Source organism: Pirellula sp. SH-Sr6A, assembly GCF_001610875.1.
In the GTDB taxonomy this organism is placed as follows: domain Bacteria; phylum Planctomycetota; class Planctomycetia; order Pirellulales; family Pirellulaceae; genus JBKCUI01.
Genome location: NZ_CP011272.1, coordinates 5,278,560 through 5,297,636 on the forward strand (window position 1 = coordinate 5,278,560; position 19,077 = coordinate 5,297,636).

The 19,077-nt window shown below is 55.7% G+C and carries 11 protein-coding genes; 5 read left to right on the plus strand and 6 right to left on the minus strand.

What is annotated here, in order from left to right; genetic code table 11:
- Window positions 1–16 precede the first annotated feature (16 nt).
- Window positions 17–1,225 (plus strand): hypothetical protein, encoded by a 1,209-nt coding sequence (locus VN12_RS20580; protein WP_146678563.1) that lies wholly within the window; start codon window positions 17–19, stop codon window positions 1,223–1,225.
- A gap of 136 nt (window positions 1,226–1,361) precedes the next feature.
- Here VN12_RS20580 and folP read toward each other — a convergent pair whose 3' ends face one another.
- Window positions 1,362–2,216 (minus strand): dihydropteroate synthase, encoded by an 855-nt coding sequence (folP, locus tag VN12_RS20585; protein WP_240491208.1) that lies wholly within the window; start codon window positions 2,214–2,216, stop codon window positions 1,362–1,364.
- A gap of 322 nt (window positions 2,217–2,538) precedes the next feature.
- Here folP and VN12_RS20590 point away from each other — a divergent pair, with 322 nt between their 5' ends.
- A complete protein-coding gene (locus VN12_RS20590; protein WP_146678564.1) occupies window positions 2,539–3,714 on the plus strand; it encodes a WD40 repeat domain-containing protein in 1,176 nt (391 codons plus the stop codon).
- A 178-nt stretch (window positions 3,715–3,892) separates the two neighbouring features.
- Window positions 3,893–8,011, plus strand: coding sequence for an SdrD B-like domain-containing protein (locus VN12_RS20595; protein ID WP_168164534.1), 4,119 nt, complete (start codon window positions 3,893–3,895; stop codon window positions 8,009–8,011).
- 35 nt (window positions 8,012–8,046) lie between these two features.
- Here the strand turns inward: VN12_RS20595 and VN12_RS20600 are convergent, their stop codons facing one another.
- Together VN12_RS20600 and VN12_RS20605 are read right to left on the minus strand one after the other, a co-directional pair.
- Window positions 8,047–9,543, minus strand: a complete 1,497-nt coding sequence (locus VN12_RS20600) for a DUF1501 domain-containing protein (protein ID WP_146678566.1) — start codon at window positions 9,541–9,543, stop codon at window positions 8,047–8,049.
- The gene (locus VN12_RS20605) at window positions 9,533–12,574 is read right to left on the minus strand and encodes a DUF1553 domain-containing protein (protein ID WP_168164535.1); all 3,042 of its coding nucleotides are present in this window, start codon (window positions 12,572–12,574) and stop codon (window positions 9,533–9,535) included. The genes VN12_RS20600 and VN12_RS20605 overlap by 11 nt, the downstream gene beginning before the upstream one ends.
- A 146-nt stretch (window positions 12,575–12,720) precedes the next feature.
- Here VN12_RS20605 and VN12_RS20610 point away from each other — a divergent pair, with 146 nt between their 5' ends.
- A complete protein-coding gene (locus VN12_RS20610; protein WP_146678568.1) occupies window positions 12,721–13,896 on the plus strand; it encodes a sialidase family protein in 1,176 nt (391 codons plus the stop codon).
- A gap of 258 nt (window positions 13,897–14,154) precedes the next feature.
- Here the strand turns inward: VN12_RS20610 and VN12_RS20615 are convergent, their stop codons facing one another.
- Together VN12_RS20615 and folD are read right to left on the minus strand one after the other, a co-directional pair.
- The gene (locus tag VN12_RS20615) at window positions 14,155–15,198 is read right to left on the minus strand and encodes a Gfo/Idh/MocA family protein (protein WP_205855102.1); all 1,044 of its coding nucleotides are present in this window, start codon (window positions 15,196–15,198) and stop codon (window positions 14,155–14,157) included.
- 48 nt (window positions 15,199–15,246) lie between these two features.
- Window positions 15,247–16,125 carry a bifunctional methylenetetrahydrofolate dehydrogenase/methenyltetrahydrofolate cyclohydrolase FolD gene (gene folD / locus VN12_RS20620; RefSeq protein WP_146678570.1) on the minus strand — a complete coding sequence of 293 codons (879 nt, stop codon included), beginning with the start codon at window positions 16,123–16,125 and terminating at the stop codon, window positions 15,247–15,249.
- Between the two features lie 175 nt (window positions 16,126–16,300).
- Between folD and VN12_RS20625 the strand changes: the two genes are divergently transcribed.
- Entirely contained in the window at window positions 16,301–18,043 is a 1,743-nt protein-coding gene (locus tag VN12_RS20625; protein ID WP_146678571.1) for an NADPH-dependent assimilatory sulfite reductase hemoprotein subunit, read from the plus strand.
- An 81-nt stretch (window positions 18,044–18,124) separates the two neighbouring features.
- On the opposite strand, the gene hemC is transcribed toward VN12_RS20625, so the two are convergent.
- Window positions 18,125–19,054 (minus strand): hydroxymethylbilane synthase, encoded by a 930-nt coding sequence (hemC, locus tag VN12_RS20630; protein WP_168164536.1) that lies wholly within the window; start codon window positions 19,052–19,054, stop codon window positions 18,125–18,127.
- Window positions 19,055–19,077 lie beyond the last annotated feature (23 nt).

The window sequence follows — 19,077 nt, forward strand, 5'->3', positions numbered from 1 at the left end:
ATAGGAGGGCAAGTAGATGATGGGTTCAGTCGATCGCAAAACAACTCGACGTTTTTGGATGTTGAGTGCAATGGGGCTTCCAGTGGGATTGTCGCTTCTAGGGGCTTGCGCCCAATGGGTGTGGGGTACGCCCCCTCAACGCTATGAGCGTTGGGAGAATGGGCCTCCTACCGACCCAGCATTCTTTCCCATCGCGGTTTGGGTTCAAGCTCCTCGCAATGCCGCGAAGTACCGAGCGGCCGGGATCAATACCTATGTTGGACTATGGAGCGGACCCACCGAGGATCAACTCGAGCAACTGGATCGAGCTGGCATGAAAGTGGTTTGCGATCAAAATGATGTCGCGCTCCGTTCCGAGCACCGAGACATTATTATTGCGTGGATGCACGGTGATGAGCCGGACAACGCGCAGGCGAAGCGAGATGGAAAAGGGTACGATCCGCCTATTCTGCCCGAAAAAATTGTCCGCGATTATCAGGCCATCCAAAAGAAGGATCCGAGTCGTCCGGTACTGCTCAACTTGGGGCAAGGAGTTGCGTATGACCAGTACATCGGGCGAGGGACGCGACGCAACCATCCCGACGATTACCCCGAGTACATTCGAGGATGCGACATCGTCTCCTTCGATATCTATCCCGCGGTTCATGACAAACCGGAGGTGGCGGGCAAACTGGAGTTTGTCGCGCAGGGGGTGAAGCGGTTGAGAGAATGGGCGACGGACGAGCAAGTCGTCTGGAATTGCATTGAATGCAGTCGTATCAGCAATGCGAAACGCAAGCCGACCGTGGAAGAGATCCGCGCCGAAGTATGGATGTCTATTGTCCATGGGTCGCGAGGATTGATTTACTTCGTTCATCAGTTCGAGCCCAACTTTGTCGAGGCATCGGTGTTGCAAGATGCGGAGTTGCTGGCTGGTATCACCGAAATCAACGAACAAATCCAATCCTTGGCAGCCGTCATCAACTCGCCCGAACAAAAGGCATTGATGTCCCTTTCAAGCAGTCAGGGGGATGGCTCCATCGCGGCGACTTGGCGATCTCATGGCGGCAACGATTACTGCTTCGTCGTTGGAATGGCCGGTCAACCGACCGAATTGGAATGGGAGTCACCTCGCTCGAGCGTTCGCATTGAGGTCTTGGGTGAATCTCGTTTTCTCGAGAGCCGGGACGGAAAGCTCACCGATTCCTTGCCTGGCTATGGCGTCCGTCTGTATCGATGGGAATAGTCTCTCCGCAATTACTAACGAATCGTGGAGGCATCGAGTTGTCTCGAAGAGGCAGACGCGATCCAGCGTCCGGGATCTGCGAATGCAAATAGCAGGCCTGGAGCCAAACCTATAGCGGCCGTACTCCATAATGGCCTCATCCATGGAGCGGTTTGGTGGCCAGGAACAGTTTCAGGGCTTGCTTGTGCTCTGCCACGTCATGGATACGCAGAATCTGAATCCGTTGCAAAGCGAGCGAGAGGGAGACGCCGAGAGTCCCAATCGCTCTAGGTGTGTCTTTGCTCCCAAGGAGCTTGGCAATGAATCCTTTGCGGGAGTGGCCTACGAGAATCGGTGCCCCGGTTTCGTGGAATCGAGCTGCATTCTGGATAAGTTCGATGTTGTGTTCATGTGTTTTACCGAAACCGATTCCGGGATCGAGGCAGATCCTTTCGTAAGCGATCCCCGATTTCAAAAGCGATTCCTTGCGAGCCAGCAAGTAACCCAGGATGTCTTCGACGACATCGTCGTAATGGGGATCGTCTTGCATGGTTTGAGGGGTTCCCTGCATGTGCATCGCGCAGACACCCACTTCGGTTTGAAGAGCGACCTCCATCATTTCCGGATCGGCTTCCAAGCCAGATACATCGTTGATGATCTCGGCACCCAAATCGATTGCGGCTCTCGCCACCCTCGCCTTCATCGTATCGATCGAGATAGGGATTTGGATGCGGGACTGCAAGCGTTCCAAGACAGGGACAATGCGATTGAGTTCTTCGTCGGCGTCGACCGGGAGGCTGTAGGGGCGAGTGCTTTCTCCCCCGATGTCGAGGATATCCGCCCCTTCGTCTTCCATGCGCATCGCGTGATCGACGGCCGATTGGACGGTGAAATGTCTCCCTCCGTCGGAAAAACTGTCAGGAGTGACATTGAGGATCCCCATCAGCAAAGGGCCTTGCGAGAGATCCAAGCGTTTGCTGCGAAGCGTCCAGGAAGTTGAATAGGATTGCATAGGAGCCGTTCTTACCGGTGGAAGATAACCCGCAACGAAGAATTCTCTATCCTACCCTGCGGGATCGCTGTTTGTCGATTTGAGCTTTTGGGGAGTTGTCGGTGGGGCCTGCGCTGTTTCCCTACCTTGCGGAGAAGCCGCGACGCTACAACCGGAACCGCAAAGCCGACGCAATCGGAAAAGTCACCTTATTTTACCAAGTTCCTCAAAGCATCCGGCGCGCTGCGGTCGATAACCGATGTTGGGTACGTCTCGGAAGGTCTCGGAGGACCTCTGAATTGCTAGCCAAGCAAAGCTCGATTTATTCAGGGAGGAAGCAACGGTGAGAAGTCTTCGACGCGAAATGCAGGTTGCTCGCAGTGGGATGTTGAGAACCATTGCGTTCACCGCCTTGGCATGCGGCGGTTGGAGCTTCGTCTCCGCGCAGGATGCACTGCAGTCCGTTGTGGTTCGGTCCAAGACGGCGGAATCGGCTCCGATCAACGCTGGTCTGGACAACGGCATGGGGGTGATCCATTTAGAACCCTTGCCCGGCTCGATCGAACGACCCGTGATCACGGCGATGATCGTTTCGAAGGATGGGAGATTTATCGCGGCAGCGGGGGATGATCATGCAATCCGTCTTGTGTCGCTGCAAGATCGCCGAGTAATGTCCGTTTGGACAGGGCATGTGGACTGGGTGCGTTCCATCGCTTTCTCGGACGACGGACAGCGGATCGCTTCCTGTGCGAACGACGGATCGATACGCATCTGGGATACGCAATCGATGAAGCAACTCCATGATGCCCGGGTTCCGCACGCCTTAAACGCGTTGACCTTTACCGATGCCAACACGGTTTATGCCGTCGGCTTCAGCAACAATATTTATCGGTTGGATCTTGGTACGAATCTCATTTCGATCGATCACAGCAGCGATTGCAGCGATTTGCGTGCGATCGTTTTGTCCCCGAATCGCAAACACTTGGCCTATGCAGGTCGGGATGGCATTTTGCGAGTGCAGTTGTTTGGTGCGGATGCAAAAACGGCTTGGGCCTCTTCACCGGTTCACTTCAACCGCGTCCGGTCCATTCAGTTTTCGGACGACAGCAGCACGATCACCACGGTGGGCGAAGATCGCCGGATTGTCCATTTTGACGTGGAAACCAAAGGTGTTGTGGGGCAGACCGAAGTCAAAGGGGGCAAACTGATGGGACTTATCCCTTTGGCTCCTGATCAGTTCGCCGTCGCAGGCGCGGACAACACGATTCGGATCGTGGGTTGGAATGACTCCATTCCTCAGACGAAATTGGTGGGGCACGACGGTTCCGTTTGTGTTTTGCAGCGAACGGACAAGTTTCTTATCTCAGCTGGCTTTGACACGACGATTCGGATTTGGGATTTAGAGAGAGCGAGAACGGAACGGGATCGCGACGGTCGGTACTTGCACCCGGTCGCCGCACAGTTCGAAGACGCGGCGGCTTCGACCCCGAGTTCGTTCGTTTCGACTCCTATCCAATAGCCTTGAACCCTCACACACTCGACGCAACCCTTACAGGAACTTCATTCAGAGGATCGATATCGTGTCTTGGAAACGACGCATTGATCAATGGAAGAAAAGTTTCGGGATGCGTTCCCCTGCGCTTTGTGAACCAAACAAAGCAAACTCGCTCTCGAATGAGAGATTGGCTACCCAACCTATGAAGTCGCGAGAAAGCAGAACACGTCGCTCGGTCATCGAGTTGCTCGAGTCGAGGCAGCTTTTCAATGTCGATCCGATTTGGGTCGGAGGGGTCTACGTCGAGGAGGATGGCGGGAGCGACTTGCACGGCGATTCCTTCTACATCCAGTTTAAGGGGGGGGCTGCCGGGACCAAACTTACGAAGCTTGTCATCGACCTGGATCAAGGCATCCCGGGGTTCTCGCAGGGAGATAATTTCTTCGATCTCGCAGTCGGAGGCCGTGGTGCGGACCTGGCGTTTCCCTTCCAAGTCGTTGGGGAAGACGGGAAGTTTTCGAATACGAATGTGCATGCGGAAGTAAGCGATGGCGGCATGCTCCTAACTCTCACTTTCGATAACTTTCGAGCGGGCGACCGCCTCCTCTTCTCCATCGATGTGGACGAAGTGCAATTCTTTACGCCAGGCGGAACGATTCAGGATTTCAATAACAATGTGGATCCCGTTAGTTCCGGTGCTGAGTTCGCACGTTCCAAACTGACCGCCTACTTCAACGCACCGTCGTTTGAGGACGCCGTAGCCTCCACTATTTACTACAGCGAATACGACAACGTAGTCGGCCCGTCCGGATTGAATTTGCCGGCTGACAACGAAGGTGGATTTCGAGATCGAACGGCTGGAACGGCGACAAGCATCGTTCAAAAGCCCAAGCCGATTTCGCTCGGGGGAACGGTTTACGTCGACAATAACCTGAACCTTGTTCAAGAGACCGGGGAGCAAGGGATCGAGAACGTCCGTCTGGAACTTTTTCGTTTGGAAAACGGGGCGTATGTTTCGACTGGTTTCACTACAACCACCGACGCCAATGGTCGCTACGAGTTTGGTACACAGCTGGGATTGATGCCGGGCACCTACCAAATCCGTGAAACGCAGCCGAACGGTTACTTCAGTGTCGGTGCAACGCCCGGTCGGCTGAATGGCGCGGGCTCTCTCGGCCAAACCGTCGCGAACGACCGAGACGTTCTCACAACCATCAGCATTCCGTTAGGCGATTCGCGAGGTACAGAACTCAACTTTGCCGAAGCCCAGCCGGTATCCATCAGCGGCTTCGTTTACCACGACCGAAACAACGATGGGATCCGCGGAACCGGTGAGGCCGGGATTGCGAATATCGAGATTCAGATCGTTTCCTTGGAAAGCTCCTATGGGACAGTTTCTCGCACCATCCGAACGGGCGCCGATGGATCCTACCGATTTGAAGGACTGCCACCCGGTCGCTACCGCGTCATCCAGCGGGAGCAACCTGCAGGCTATATGGACGGCAAGGATACCGCAGGGCGAGTGAACAGTCAGACGCGCGGAATCGTGACGACCAATGAACAGATCACGGATATCGTGCTTCAAGGGAACGAGTCCGGGACCGAATACAACTTTGGCGAGCTAGTCCCTGCGCAAATATCGGGAACGGTTTATCACGATGCGAATAACGACGGGATTCGACAAGTAGGCGAGACGGCGATCGGAAATGTTATCGTTCGGTTGTCTGGTACCAACGGATCGTTCGAGACTCGGACCGATAACCAAGGTCGATACCAGTTTAATAATCTACCGCCCGGTACCTACACCATTGTTGAAATCACACCGGATGGCTATCTCGACGGCAAGGATCGAGTGGGAACCATCGCAGGACAAGTCGTTGGAACGTTGGACGGATCGGATACCATCCGTTCTATCGTGTTGACATCGGGTGCCAACGGGATCGATTATGATTTCGGGGAGCTTCTGCCAAGCAGCTTGAGCGGTTATGTCTATGAAGACATGGACGGTGATTGTGTGCGCGATCCCGGTGAGCCGCCGATTGCGGGGGTCAAGATCGAGCTCGTCGATGGGGACGGCACCGTACTTGAAACGACCTACACGAATTCCGAGGGACGCTACGAATTCAACAATCTCCCGCCCGGCGTTTATGCAATTCGCGAAACGCAGCCCGCGGGATATTCCCAGGGGGGGACCAAGCCCGGTTCGCTCGGCGGAGATGGCTCGATTCAAGACTTCATCCGGTCTATCAATGTTCCGCAAGGTGTCGAAGGCATCAATTACAACTTCTGCGAGTTTCGCCCAGCGGCATTGCAGGGGAATGTATACGTGGATTTGGATGAGGATTGCGTCCGAGATCCTGGCGAGCAGCCGTTGCCAAGCGTGAAGATCGAACTGCTCAACAAGGACGGGGTTGTCATTGCAACTACCTTCACCGATTCGCAGGGTAACTATCGATTCGAGGGGCTTCGTCCTGGTATTTACACGGTACGAGAAACGCAACCAGAAGGATATTTTCAGGGAGGACAAACGGCTCCTCCTGGTGTTGCACTAACCGACCAGCCCGATCTGATTCGCGAGATCCGGTTGGTATCAGGGCAGACGCAATCCGAATTGGATTTTTGTGAAGTTCCTCCGGCAGCGATCGCAGGATACGTCTTCCAAGACGGCGATGCGTTGCAGACACCCGATGGTCTCCCACCAGCTTCTCTACTAGGGATCCGAGATGGGCTTCGAGATGCAAACGACAAACCTCTCGCTGGGGTGATCTTGGAGTTGCGAACGCGCACGGGAGAACGCATCTCGTCGAGCAATGCTCTTCCTGGAATCTACGACGGAGAAGTGCTTCGTGTCGTAACAGACGAGAATGGCTACTACGAGTTCCGTGGCTTGAGGCCCGGCGCTTACCACGTGTATCAAATGCAACCGGAAGGCTACTTCGATGGCCGTGATACCGCAGGATCAAGTTTCGGTAGCTTCGCGATCAACGTAGATGATAGCCTCGATCCCTCGCAGCAAACCCTCTTTGAACAGCTTGCTCTCGACACGGGAACCAATCCGCGTTTCGACGCGATTTTGATGATCAATCTCAATGCCGGGGATCAGGCGATCGAGAACAACTTCAGTGAAATCATCGTGACGATGCTTCCACCGGAAGATCCTCCCGATCCCCCTGCACCGCCACCTGAGACGCCTCGTCCCAATGTGGAGCCACCCCCTGTCAACGGACCTGTTTCGCTTCCGTTCGAATATGTGCTGGTTATGCCACCGGTCGTCTATGGTCAACCCGATTATCCGATCGGCGGATATGTCATGGAATACTCATGGCATTTGAGCGTGATCAATGCGGGAGAACCCCGCGGTCACCAACAGAGCAAGACTGTCAGCCGGCAAAAGGTATTGGACAACGCTGTCGTGTTGAATCCGGAACTTTGGACCATAGATACGATGGATCAAGGTCGATGGACCATCGTTTCCACACGAGCCAATCAACCGAACCGAACGACACGCGATGCATTCGATGTAGTTGGTGCCAAGCAGCTTGCGGGGGACTTCAACGGTGATGGAAAGGATGAGCTCGCATTGTTCAAAGATGGCGAGTGGCTGCTCGACATCAATGGCAACGGAGTCTGGGATAACGGCGATTTGTGGGCGAGCTTGGGCAAGAAAGGTGATTTACCGGTCGTTGGCGATTGGGACGGCGACGGCAAGGACGATATCGGTATCTACGGACCCGAATGGGACGGGGATGATGAAGCGTTGCTCTACGAACCCGGACTACCCGATCCTGAAAATCGACGCATCTCGAAGCCTAAGAATATTCCGCCCACCGATCAACCCATTCGGGCTGAGCGTTTGATGCAGCGAAGCAAGCACGGTGAACCACGATCGGATGTGATCGATCACGTTTTCCGATTTGGAAGCGATACCGATCAACCGATCGCCGGCGACTTCAACGGCGATGGCATCGCGACTCTGGGGGTCTTTAATAACGGATCTTGGAAGCTCGATGTCAACGGGGATGGTCGATTCGAACGAGCTCACGATTCGTTCTTCGAGTTCGGCAAGCCGGGAGATATCGCCGTCGTGGGTGACTTCAACGGCGACGGACTCGATGAAATCGCCGTGGTTCGCGGCAACGATCTGATCGTCGACAGCAACGGCAATGGTGAGTGGGACGCGACCGACAAAGTGTTCGAGATCGAAGGAGAGGGAGAGAACGTCGTCGTCGGCGATTTCGATGGTGATGGAGTCGACGAAGCCGCCTTCTATGCCAACCTTCCCTTGATGCAAGAACCGAGCGCTCGCACTGCCACCAGGTAACGCGCGAGGAAACCCGCGCAGGTGAGCGAAGCGTATTAAGCCAAGATGTCTGAGAGGACATTTCCGTGCACGTTTGTTAGCCGGCGTTGGATACCATTGTGGTAATAGGTCAACCGCGTGTGATCGATTCCAAGCAAATGAAGGACGGTCGCATGGAAGTCGTACCAATGCACCGGCTTCTCCACCGCTTTCCAACCGATCTCGTCGGTTGCTCCAAAAGCAATTCCTCTCTTGAGTCCCCCGCCGGCCATCCAGACCGAGAATCCGAGCATGTTGTGGTCCCTCCCCGCCCCCACCACATCGGATTTGGACTGAGTGAAAGGTGTTCGCCCAAACTCGGTGGTAAAGAGCACCAACGTATCGTCGAGCATGCCTCGCTGACGCAAGTCCTGGAGCAACGCTGCGACGGGTTGATCGATTCGCTTTGCTTCGCGTGTGTGATTCTCTCGAACGTCCTCATGACCATCCCAGTTGATCCGAGGGGATCCAAACGACCCGCCCGAGAATAACTGAACAAACCGAACTCCATTCTCGAGCAGTCTTCGTGCCATGAGGCAACGCCGCCCCATACCATCGGTTTCCTCGAAACCGATTCCGTACATGCTCAACGTCGCGACCGACTCGCGATTCAAATCGGTCACGACGGGGACTGCGACTTGCATCTTAGCCGCGAGCTCATAGCTCTTCATTCTCGCAAGGAGTGCGTCTTCCGGTCCCGTCTGGTCGAGCAGTCTTTCGTTCAAGTCGCGAAGCAAGTCGCGGGATGCAAGGTCCGACTCCGGTGCAATGGAATGTTTTGGAGGATGCAGATCGTGAAGCACCGTCCCTTTGCTTCGGAATGTAACGCCTTGATGCTGCGCGGGAAGAAACCCATTGGACCAATTGATTTCTCCACCCGCAGGGTATCCTCGTTCATCGGGTAATACGACGTACGATGGGAGTTCATCCGTCTCGGCTCCCAGTCCGTAGGAGGCCCAAGCTCCCATGACCGGGAAGCCATTCAATCGAAAGCCAGTGTTCTCCTCAAAGGTAGCAGGCGTATGGTTTGCAGACTCCGCCACCATCGAGCGAATGACCGTCAATTCATCGGCAACCTCTGCCAACCGTGGGAACAAGTCCGAGATCCACAGACCGCTTTCTCCTCGTTGTCGAAATCCCCAATCGTTCTTCCGTATCAACCCGATCTGATCAAAAAATGTTACGGGACGGTCTTCCGTAGCCAGGGACTTCCCGTGAAACCGAGTTAGCTCGGGTTTGTAATCGAAGGAATCAATGTGACTGTAACCACCGCAGCAACAAATGTGAATAACTCGCTTGGCACGGGGCGGATGATGCGGCGTGCCGCTGGCTTCGGCAGGAGTCCGTCCGGGGGAACGTGTCGGAGGCTCCGCGGAAGCCTCCCGATGGACGAGCGATGCGAGAGCGACTCCTGCGAGCGAGTTCGATGCTAACGAAAGGAGTTGACGCCGTGCCAGCACGCTTTGGGTGGTGTGGATCGATGTTTCTGGTGCAGCGGTTTGTTCATCGGACATAGAGAAACTCATTGCTATTGAGAAGGACTCGCACCAACGGTACCAGACCATGTTTCGTCACAAAGTTGGAGGCGTTTGCCCGCTCTTCCGGTTCTGGATCACGCAAAAGGACTTTGCGATAGACGCGATCGATCGCACGTTGCACCGAAGCAGGTGAATCGAGCGTATCGGGCGAGAGGTTGGGAGGATGGGCGATCGATTGTGAAATGGAAAAAAGGAGGGGATTGTTGAGAAGTGCTAGCGACTGCAAGGGTGTCGTGGTCTCGGCTCGCTTAGGAGTCGCGACGGAAGGGTCAGGGCAATCAAAGGTATCGAGCAGGGGATTGCGTCCACCCCGAGCTGAGAATCGATAGACGGTACGACGTAGGAAGGGGATCTCGGATTCGTTGATCGCTGTATACGTATGCGTGCCTTTGACGAACGCGTGCTGCGTATCCCGATAACCAATCCCTCCCACTTCGCGATTCAAACGATGCGAGATCGCTAGTAAGGTATCGCGCACTTCCTCGGCATCGAGCCGTTTGGGGGAGAATCGCCAGAGCCATCTATTGTCCGTATCGAGTTGTTTCGCGTTCTCTCGCAGCTTAGAGCTTTGACGATAGGTCGCCGACAAGACAATCGAACGGTGCAGTGGCTTGAGTCGGAAACCCTCCTCCTTAAATTGGCGAGCGAGATGTTCCAAAAGATCGGGATGGCTGGGAACTCCTCCCTGGAAACCGAAGTCATTGGGGGTGGGTATCAATCCGCTTCCGAAGTGATAGTGCCAAACTCGATTCACCATGACGCGTGCGAAGAGTCCATTCTGCGAGTCGGTGATCCAGCGTGCCACGGCCGCACGTCGGTCCGCCTCCGTTTTCGAAGCGCGAAACGATGGATCGCTCCCAGGCCATTTCACGGCGTGTAGTCCGTTCGGCTCCACCAAAGGTCCTGGGCTGGCGACTTCGCCACGAAAAAAGATTCGATTGGTTTCCACGCTGTTACCCGTATGCGTGTAAAAAACTCTCCTTTTCGTATCCGCCAATTTCGCTAGTTCGCTTTGAAGCTGTGCGCGTCGTCCCTCGAGCGATTGGATCTGCTCTCTCACTTCGATCGATTGGCCAGCGATCATTTGTTCCGTCGATGCAATCGCTCGCTTCGGATCTGATGCCAGCCATCTCAATTCTTCCTCAGTAAGCAGGCGATCGAACAAGGCGGCTTGGAATACCTTCCCATGGAGCGACCGATTTCCACCGGGTGGGGTATGACGCAAGCCGACGAGAAGCTGCAACGGTACTCCTTGTGTGGGGAGCTTTTCCGGAGTGCGATAGTCGATTCCGTAGCGAGCGCCGTTGCGATAGATTTGAATGGTTCCATCGGGCGCGTAGGTGATCGCAAGGTGCACAGGAGTGTTTAGAGCGGATCCCTCTTTTTCACCTTGAACGGCGCGGGTGCGAACGAAGTTGTTGCTTCCGGCCATCCATTCTCGGGGAGATCTTTCGCCGAACACGAGGGCATCGAATTGCGATCCATTGAGCGTTTGGAGAGAGACGATGCCTCCGCCCGATTGGGATAGATCTGAAAGTTGGACCCAAGCGGTCAGCGTCTTGGAATCTCCTCGCAGCTCGAATGGTGGGCTCGCCAGATACCCGCCCGATCCATCGAAGGCTGCAAAGCCATCTCCCCTGGTGACCTTGCCGTGGGGCGTCCACTTGAGTGGCGAGTCCTTTTCAAGTTCAAGATCCGTTGCGGACCAGCCAACTCGGGGAATGGGGAGTGGGTGAGGAGCTCCCTCGGTTAGTCCATCCTTTTGCAGCAAGGTTCGAGCCGTCTGTTGCAGCAAGGAGTGGATCTCCGAGTCGATCGCAACCATCGCAGTTCGAATCTGCTCCTGTTTCTGTACGAGTTCTTGCTCAAGAGGCTCTGACAGAGACTTTTCACCGTGCCGAACTCCACTCAATGTGGCGGCGAATTCGTAGTAATTCTGCTGTGATATCGGGTCGAATTTGTGATCATGGCATCTTGCGCATTGGACGGTAAGCCCGAGAAAAGTCTGGCCGACCACTCCGACTAATTCCTCCAGTTCATCCTGTTGCATGGCGAGCCGCATGAGAGGGTTTCCCGCCGGTAAGGTCGTATTGTGAGGTCCGGCCACCAAGAAACCTGTCGCTTCCGCTCCCTGGACAGGGTCTGAAAAGAGCGCATCTCCAGCGAGCTGCCATCGAACGAATTCATCGTAAGGCATGTCCTGGTTGAGCGATCGAATGACCCAGTTCCGAAAGTGCCAAAAGTGATCGCGCGGCTCATCGTATTCAAAACCATTCGTTTCACCGAAGCGCACCACGTCGAGCCAATGCCTTCCCCAGCGTTCACCATAATGGGGTGAAGCAAGCAGTTCATCGACAACGCGCTCGTACGCGTCCGGCGATTCGTCGGCGAGAAATCGATCCAGTAGTTCTTGGGAAGGAGGGAGACCCGTCAGGTCCAAATGAAGGCGTCGGAGGAGCGTACGACGATCCGATTCCGGGGATCTCTCCAGGTTCTTTTCACGCAACTGCCGATCGATCCAGAAATCCAATCCTGTCGGTGCATCGAATTGTTCGTTCGTAAAATCGACGGAACGGAGTGGTTGCAAAGACCACCAATCAAGTCCCGCTCGCGAGGAGTTCGAAAGAGCCATCGGATCGATTGGAACGTCGGGCCAGATGGCTCCCTCCGAAAGCCATTGCTTGAGCAATCGCTTCGTTTCCGCGTTCAAGGGCTTCTTGGGTGGCATCTCATCGCGTTCGACGACTTGCCAAAGAAGGCTCTGCAATGGGGAATCGGACTCCAAGACAGGTCCAGAGTCGCTGCCGGCTTCGGCATGGGCCCGCGTGGTCAAGTCCAGTCCACCTTGTGGATCGCTCCCCGCATGGCAGCCGATGCAGTGTTCCCGGAGGATTGGGGCGATATCGATTGGGGCTGTGTCGAGCGGGGGCTGCTGCGCGACGGCCGGCGCGAGGAAGATCACAAACGAGATTCCCCAGACGATGCACCCCGCTAAAAAACATTCCATGGAGGTTCGATGGTTTCGGTGGGTATGGGAGGACACAATCGGAAGTGGCTTTTGGGGGAGGTAGGAGGGGAGGAAGCCGATGCAGGAAGAATGGACTATCATACCAGCTACGTTAGCCCGCCTCGATCATCCTCTCGGAGTTCTTCATGACTCGCCTCATTTCCCCTCTGATTGCGTTGTGGACCATCGCCTGTCTCGTGTCCCAAGGCTTTGGCGCCGAGCCGTTGTTGGAGACCGTGAAGGTCTTTCCGGCTGGCATGGAGGGCGTGACCCTCTATCGCATTCCAGGCATGGTCGTTACTCCGAACGGGACGGTGTTGGCGTATGTAGAAGCGCGGCGCAATACAAAAGCGGACTGGGGAGAGATCGAAATCCATTTGCGCCGTTCGGTCGATGGCGGTAGGACTTGGTTGCCATCGCAAAACATTGCGCATCGCGGGAAACGGATCGAGGGGAATCCGAGGAAAGCCTCTGGGGGAGAGCGAGAGCAAACGGTGAACAACCCCGTGATGATCGTCGATCGAGAGACCGGGGCAGTCGAAATGCTGTATTGCATCAACTATGCGAGATGTTTTTCGATGCGCAGTCTGGATGACGGAGCGACCTGGAGTGAGCCGGTCGAGATTACAGCCACATTCGAGCCGTTTCGAAACTCGTATCCTTGGACCGTGATCGCCACCGGCCCAGGTCATGGGGTCCAGCTCTCCTCAGGTCGACTTGTCGTTCCCATTTGGCTTGCCTATGGAAAGGACGGAGCGCACGCGCCGTCCGCGGCCGCGACCATTTACAGCGATGATCACGGGAAAAGTTGGCAAGCTGGGAACATGGTCTTTCCCAACCAAGGAGCGTTTGGGAATCCGAATGAAACAACGATCGCGGTACGCCATGCTGGCGATTGCTTGCTGGTGAATCGGAACGTTTCCAAACCGAACCGCAAACTGGTGTCCAGGAGCCCGGATGGCGCGAGCCGTTGGAGCACGCCTCGGTTTCAGCCAGAACTTTGGGAGCCAATCTGCATGGCGAGCGTCGCGACCTACATGCACAAGCCCGGGGTGATACTCTATTCGGCTCCCCGAACGCTCGCACGCGATGCTTCGGGAGAAGAGATCGGCGCGGGAAGAGGGAAGCGAGAAAGGCTGACGATCCAGTGGAGCGAAGACGACGGAGAGTCGTGGCCCCATTCCAAGCTGCTTGTTGCAGGCCCCTCCGCATACTCCGATCTCGCCGTGCTCGCCGACGGAACCATCCTTTGCCTCTACGAAGGTGACGGAGACGTAGAGCTCAAACGGCTGAACTGGGAGTGGTTGATGACCGAGCGCTAGTTTCAAACCGCCGATCGAGAAACGAAAATACCCCTGTGGACTTCCTACGAATTTACTTGGCTGCCCCCAGCGTTTGTAAGTTCGATTTGCCCCGAAGTGATCCACAGGGGTATGCTTTTATTATCGGACAGATTTGTCTTCAAACCCAATTCCCTGTGTTCATTTGGGCGTGCGGTTTTCCTCACCGAACAGTCAGCGGAAACCCATGTTTTCGCATGGGATGTGGTGCTCCACACGCTTCGCAAAATTGGCGCCGCGTCAATTGCGCGCGAGTGTGACTCTCTTGCACGTTTTAGCCGATTTGTAGATCGCGTGGATCAGTTCGACGCTCTTCCGCCCTTCGACCCCATCGATCAAATTGGGGGTCCCTTTTTTGAGAGATTTGAGGAAGTCTTCGAACAGGGCTTGGTGAGCTTTGTGTCCGATAGCAGCGGGATCCGAAGCGCCGCCACCGGTGGTATTCGATTTCATCTCTTCCTGGACCTTCGCGTCGACCTTCAAGCTCTTCGCGAAATCCCATTTGATAAGCGCCTCTTCCTCGAGGGTGGCGTAGCCGGCGGAGCCGGCGATCTCCACCCGCTTGAGCGAACCGGGGTAAGCTGCCGTCGTCGCTTCCACCGACCCGAGAGCGCCGGATGCAAATTCGAGGCAGGCGACGGCGGCGTCTTCGACTTCAATGCGTTCGTGAGCGCGGAGGGCGGTCATGGCGTGAAGCGACTTGACGGGGCCCATGAGCCAGAGGAGCAAATCGACGCTATGGATGGCTTGGTTCATCAACGCTCCGCCGCCATCGAGTTTCCATGTTCCTCGCCATTGGCCGCTATCGTAATACTGCTGGGTTCGATACCACTTCACATACGCGGCAGCGAGGGCAATGGATCCGAAACGCCCGGCATCGACGGCTTGTTTGAGCAGTTGGGCGGAGCGGTGGAAACGGGATGGGAAAATGGTTCCGAGCCGAACGCCTTCCTTTTCGCAGGCCGCGATGAGCTTGTCGCATCGAGCGGGTGTGATCTCGAGCGGCTTTTCCACCAAGACATGTTTTCCGGCCCGGGCAGCCGCGATACCCGGTTCGAGGTGAGCGCCGCTCGGAGTGCAAATTGTCACCACATCGACTTCAGGGTCGGCGAGCATGGCTGCTAGATCGGTGTAGGATTTGCCTCCAAAAGCTTTGGAGAATTCAGCCCCCTTTTCGGGAGAACGGCTGTGGCATGCGACGAGGCGCGAGCCTTTCATATCCGCAATCGCTTTGGCATGAAACTTAGCGATCATGCCACAGCCAACAATGGCCCATCCTGTCATCGTGTGTCCTATATCCGTTGGGAGGGAATTGGGGGTCGTTCAAGTTCTTTAGGGATTCGCGGCACGGAATGCCTCGAGCGTATTTCGCAGCAACATGGCAATCGTCAGGGGCCCGACACCTCCAGGAACAGGAGTGATGGCCGAAGCGATTTCCCGGACACCAGCATAGTCGACATCCCCCACGATTCCTTCACCCAATCGATTGATTCCGACGTCGATGACGACCGCTCCCGGCTTTACCATGTCGGCGGTCACAAAATGGGCTTTCCCAATAGCGACGATAAGGATGTCCGCTCGCCTCGCGATCTCGGGGAGGTTCGGGGTGCGGCTGTGGACGCACGTCACCGTGGCGTTGGCATTGCTTTCCCCGCACGGTCCTGACTTTTGGAGGAGCATCGAGACAAGTGGTTTGCCGACGATATCACTACGTCCGATCACGACGACTTCCTTACCCTCGGTCGCGATCCCCTCTCGGTGAAGCAACTGCATGACCCCGTGCGGGGTGCAGGGGAGAAAGCGGGGGCGCCCCTGCGACATGAGCCCTACGTTTTCGGGTGCAAAAGCATCGACGTCCTTGGCGGGTGAGACGGCGTCGAGAACTTTCCGTTCGTCGATCTGCTTCGGCAAGGGGAGTTGGACCAAGATGCCATGAATCGATGGATCCTCGTTCAAACGATTGACGAGGACTAATAACTCCTCGGTAGTCGTCTCAGCAGCAAGCCGGAATAGCTGGCTACTGATGCCCGCCTTCTGGCACGCCAGTTCCTTGTTGCGGACGTAAACTTGGCTGGCTGGATCCTCACCGACCAGGACCGCGGCCAAGCATGGAGATTTTCCAGTCCTCTCGATAACCTTCGCTACTTCTGCTTGGACTTCGTGCCGTATTTGGAGCGCGATGGCTTTGCCATCGAGAACGCGTGCTGTCATGCCGCAGACCTGGGATTTCGTTAACGGTGGTGGGGTATTACGGGTCATTCGGGATATCGCCCAAACGACCATCTGTTATATTCTTTGAGATAGTATCCCGTCGAGCACCCTCACCCGCCAGACAATTGTGTTTTGGCCCGAGCTCGGCAATCCCTGTTTGATTTTGCAAAGTCTGATGTCCCAAGCCGAAACGACCACCGAGAAGCTTAGCCCTGTTGAAGGGATCAAATCCGCTAGCCGATACCTTCGGGGCACGATCGGCGAAGAGCTTGGAAAGGACTCCGATCACTTCGGTAAAGACGATTTGCAGCTACTCAAATTTCACGGTACCTACCAACAGGATGACCGCGAAGCTCGCGGCGCTGCGACCGAATCGGGGAAAAGCGAGAAGGCTTACTCGTTCATGGTTCGCAGCCGTATTCCGGCCGGGATTATGACCAGCCAACAACTGCTAGCTCACCTCGATTTGTGCGATGAAATCGGCAACACGACGCTCAAGGTGACGACGCGTCAAGGTCTGCAGTTGCACGGGATCCTCAAATCCGATTTGCGTGGCTGCATCAAACGGATCAACGACATCCACCTGAGTACGCTCTCGGCATGCGGCGACGTGAATCGCAACGTCATGGCCTGCCCCGCCCCCTATCGCGACAATGTTCGCCCCGTGATTCAGCAGCTGGCTTATGACATCGCGATGCACCTGGCACCTCGAACCAAGGCTTATTACGAGCTGTGGCTGGAGGATCCGGAAACCGGTGTCAAAACGCTGGAAGGGGGGAGCGACGAAGAGTTCGAACCGATTTACGGCAAAGTCTATTTGCCCCGAAAGTTCAAAACGGCAATTGCGCTGGCCGACGATAACTGTGTCGATGTTTACACCAACTGCTTGGGCTACATCGCTGTGGTACGCGACAGGCAAATCATCGGCTACAACGTGGTAGTGGGTGGTGGTTTGGGAGTTACCCCGAGCGCGAAGAAGACCTTCCCACGTCTCGCATCTCGCATGGCGTTCGTCACCAAGGAGCAGGCTGTGCCGATCGCCGAAGCGGTTGTGAAAGTACAACGCGACTTTGGATATCGCGACGATCGCAAGCGTGCCCGATTGAAGTATCTCATTCACGACAAGGGTGTCGAATGGTTCCGATCCAAGGTGGAAGAGTACTACGGCTCTCCTTTAGCGGACTGTACCGAAGATGACGTTGTCGAGCACAATGACCACATCGGCTGGGATGAGCAAGGTGATGGGCGTTGGTTCTACGGATTCAACGTCGAGAACGGTCGGTTGTATGACAACGAAAACCGAGCTTGGAAGGCTGCACTGCGCGACATCTGCACCGAATTGCAGCCAGAGATTCGATTGACTGCCCATCAGAGCATCATTTTCTGCAACATCGAAGAAAAGGATAAGTCGCGTCTCGCGAGCCTGATCAAGAAGCGAGGCTTGCCGCTCTCGGAAGAGATTTCCAACGTTCGACGCTGGTCGATTGCTTGCGTCGCCCTCCCGACGTGCGGTCTTTCCATCACCGAAAGCGAACGGGTCATGCCCGATGTGATGGATGAAATGGAAAAGGTCCTGCTGGAACTGGGACTGGACAAAGAGTTGTTTACGGTGCGTATGACCGGTTGCCCGAACGGATGCGCTCGGCCCTACAACTCGGATATCGGGTTTGTCGGCAAGGCGAAGGGCAAATACACGGTCTTCGTGGGTGGAACGCGGCTTGGAACGCGGCTTGGGTTCATCTTCAAGGATCTGATTCCGCTCGAGCAACTCGTGACAACCCTGCGACCTCTCTTTGTGAAGTTCAAAGAAGAGCGATTGGAGTCGGAGTCGTTTGGCGACTTCTGCGCGCGAGCGGGCTTGGAGCAACTCCTTGCTTGGTCGACTCCCGCTGCAGAGTCGACTCCCGCTGCAGAGTAAGGTGTTAGCCGACCCGTGTGCAGGGTAACACGCGAGCGGTGACGCTCGCCGCGTTATTGCTGTCGCGGAACCTGAGGCGATTTACTCGAAGCGGTCTGGGTGAATGAGCTCGCTCGCACCCAGTTCGATCAGATCCGCGGCCGATTGTTCCCCCAGATGGATCGCATGAAGGAGCTCCAGTTGCTCGGGGCGAGGCCACTTCCATCGCTGTTCGATCATCTCGGTGAAGTCTTCCGAAAAGACCCGTGCCGAGAGTGTAATAGTGGTTTCGTCGATCGTCGCTAATGCAGCCAGTGGTGTAAGACAGCCCGCTTCCAGGGTTCGGAGAAGCGTTCGCTCGACTAGGACCGCAAAATGGGTTTCTGTATGTCGCAGCGACTCCACGACCTGAGTGATTTCCGAGTCTTCATCGCGCGTTTCTAGACCCAATGCCGCCTGACCAACCGCGGGTAGCAATTCTTCATCGGTGAATCGTTGCGAGATGCGATCCTCGATGCCCAATCGGTGTAGACCCGCATAAGCCAGGAGAATTGCATCGAATTCGCCCGACTCCATCTTTTGGATGCGCGTGTGCACATTGCCTCGAATCTCGCAGAGTTCTAGATCGGGGCGAAGACGCTGCAATTGAGCCCGCCGTCGCGGGGAGCCCGTTCCGACTTTCGCTCCCTCGGGCAAGGATTCGAGGGTGGTGAAGCGAGTGGAAAGAAGGCAATCGGATACCTCTTCTCGAATTGGGACGGCGGTCAGACGCAAGCCCGGGACGGGCGCGGTCGGGAGATCCTTCAAGCTGTGAACGGCCAAATCGCATCGGTTATCGAGAAGAGCGCGCTGGATCTCCTTCGTGAAGACGCCGACCCCACCAGATGAACCGAGGGGAGTGGTAGAAACATCTCCCGAGGTTGTGATTTTGATCAGGTCGATTTCATGCCCTTGAGCCTCGAGAAGGCCGGCAACATGATGGGCTTGCCAAAGGGCCAACGGGCTTTGACGAGTTCCGAGGCGGATTCGCATGGATCCTCTGTAAGTTGTTAAAG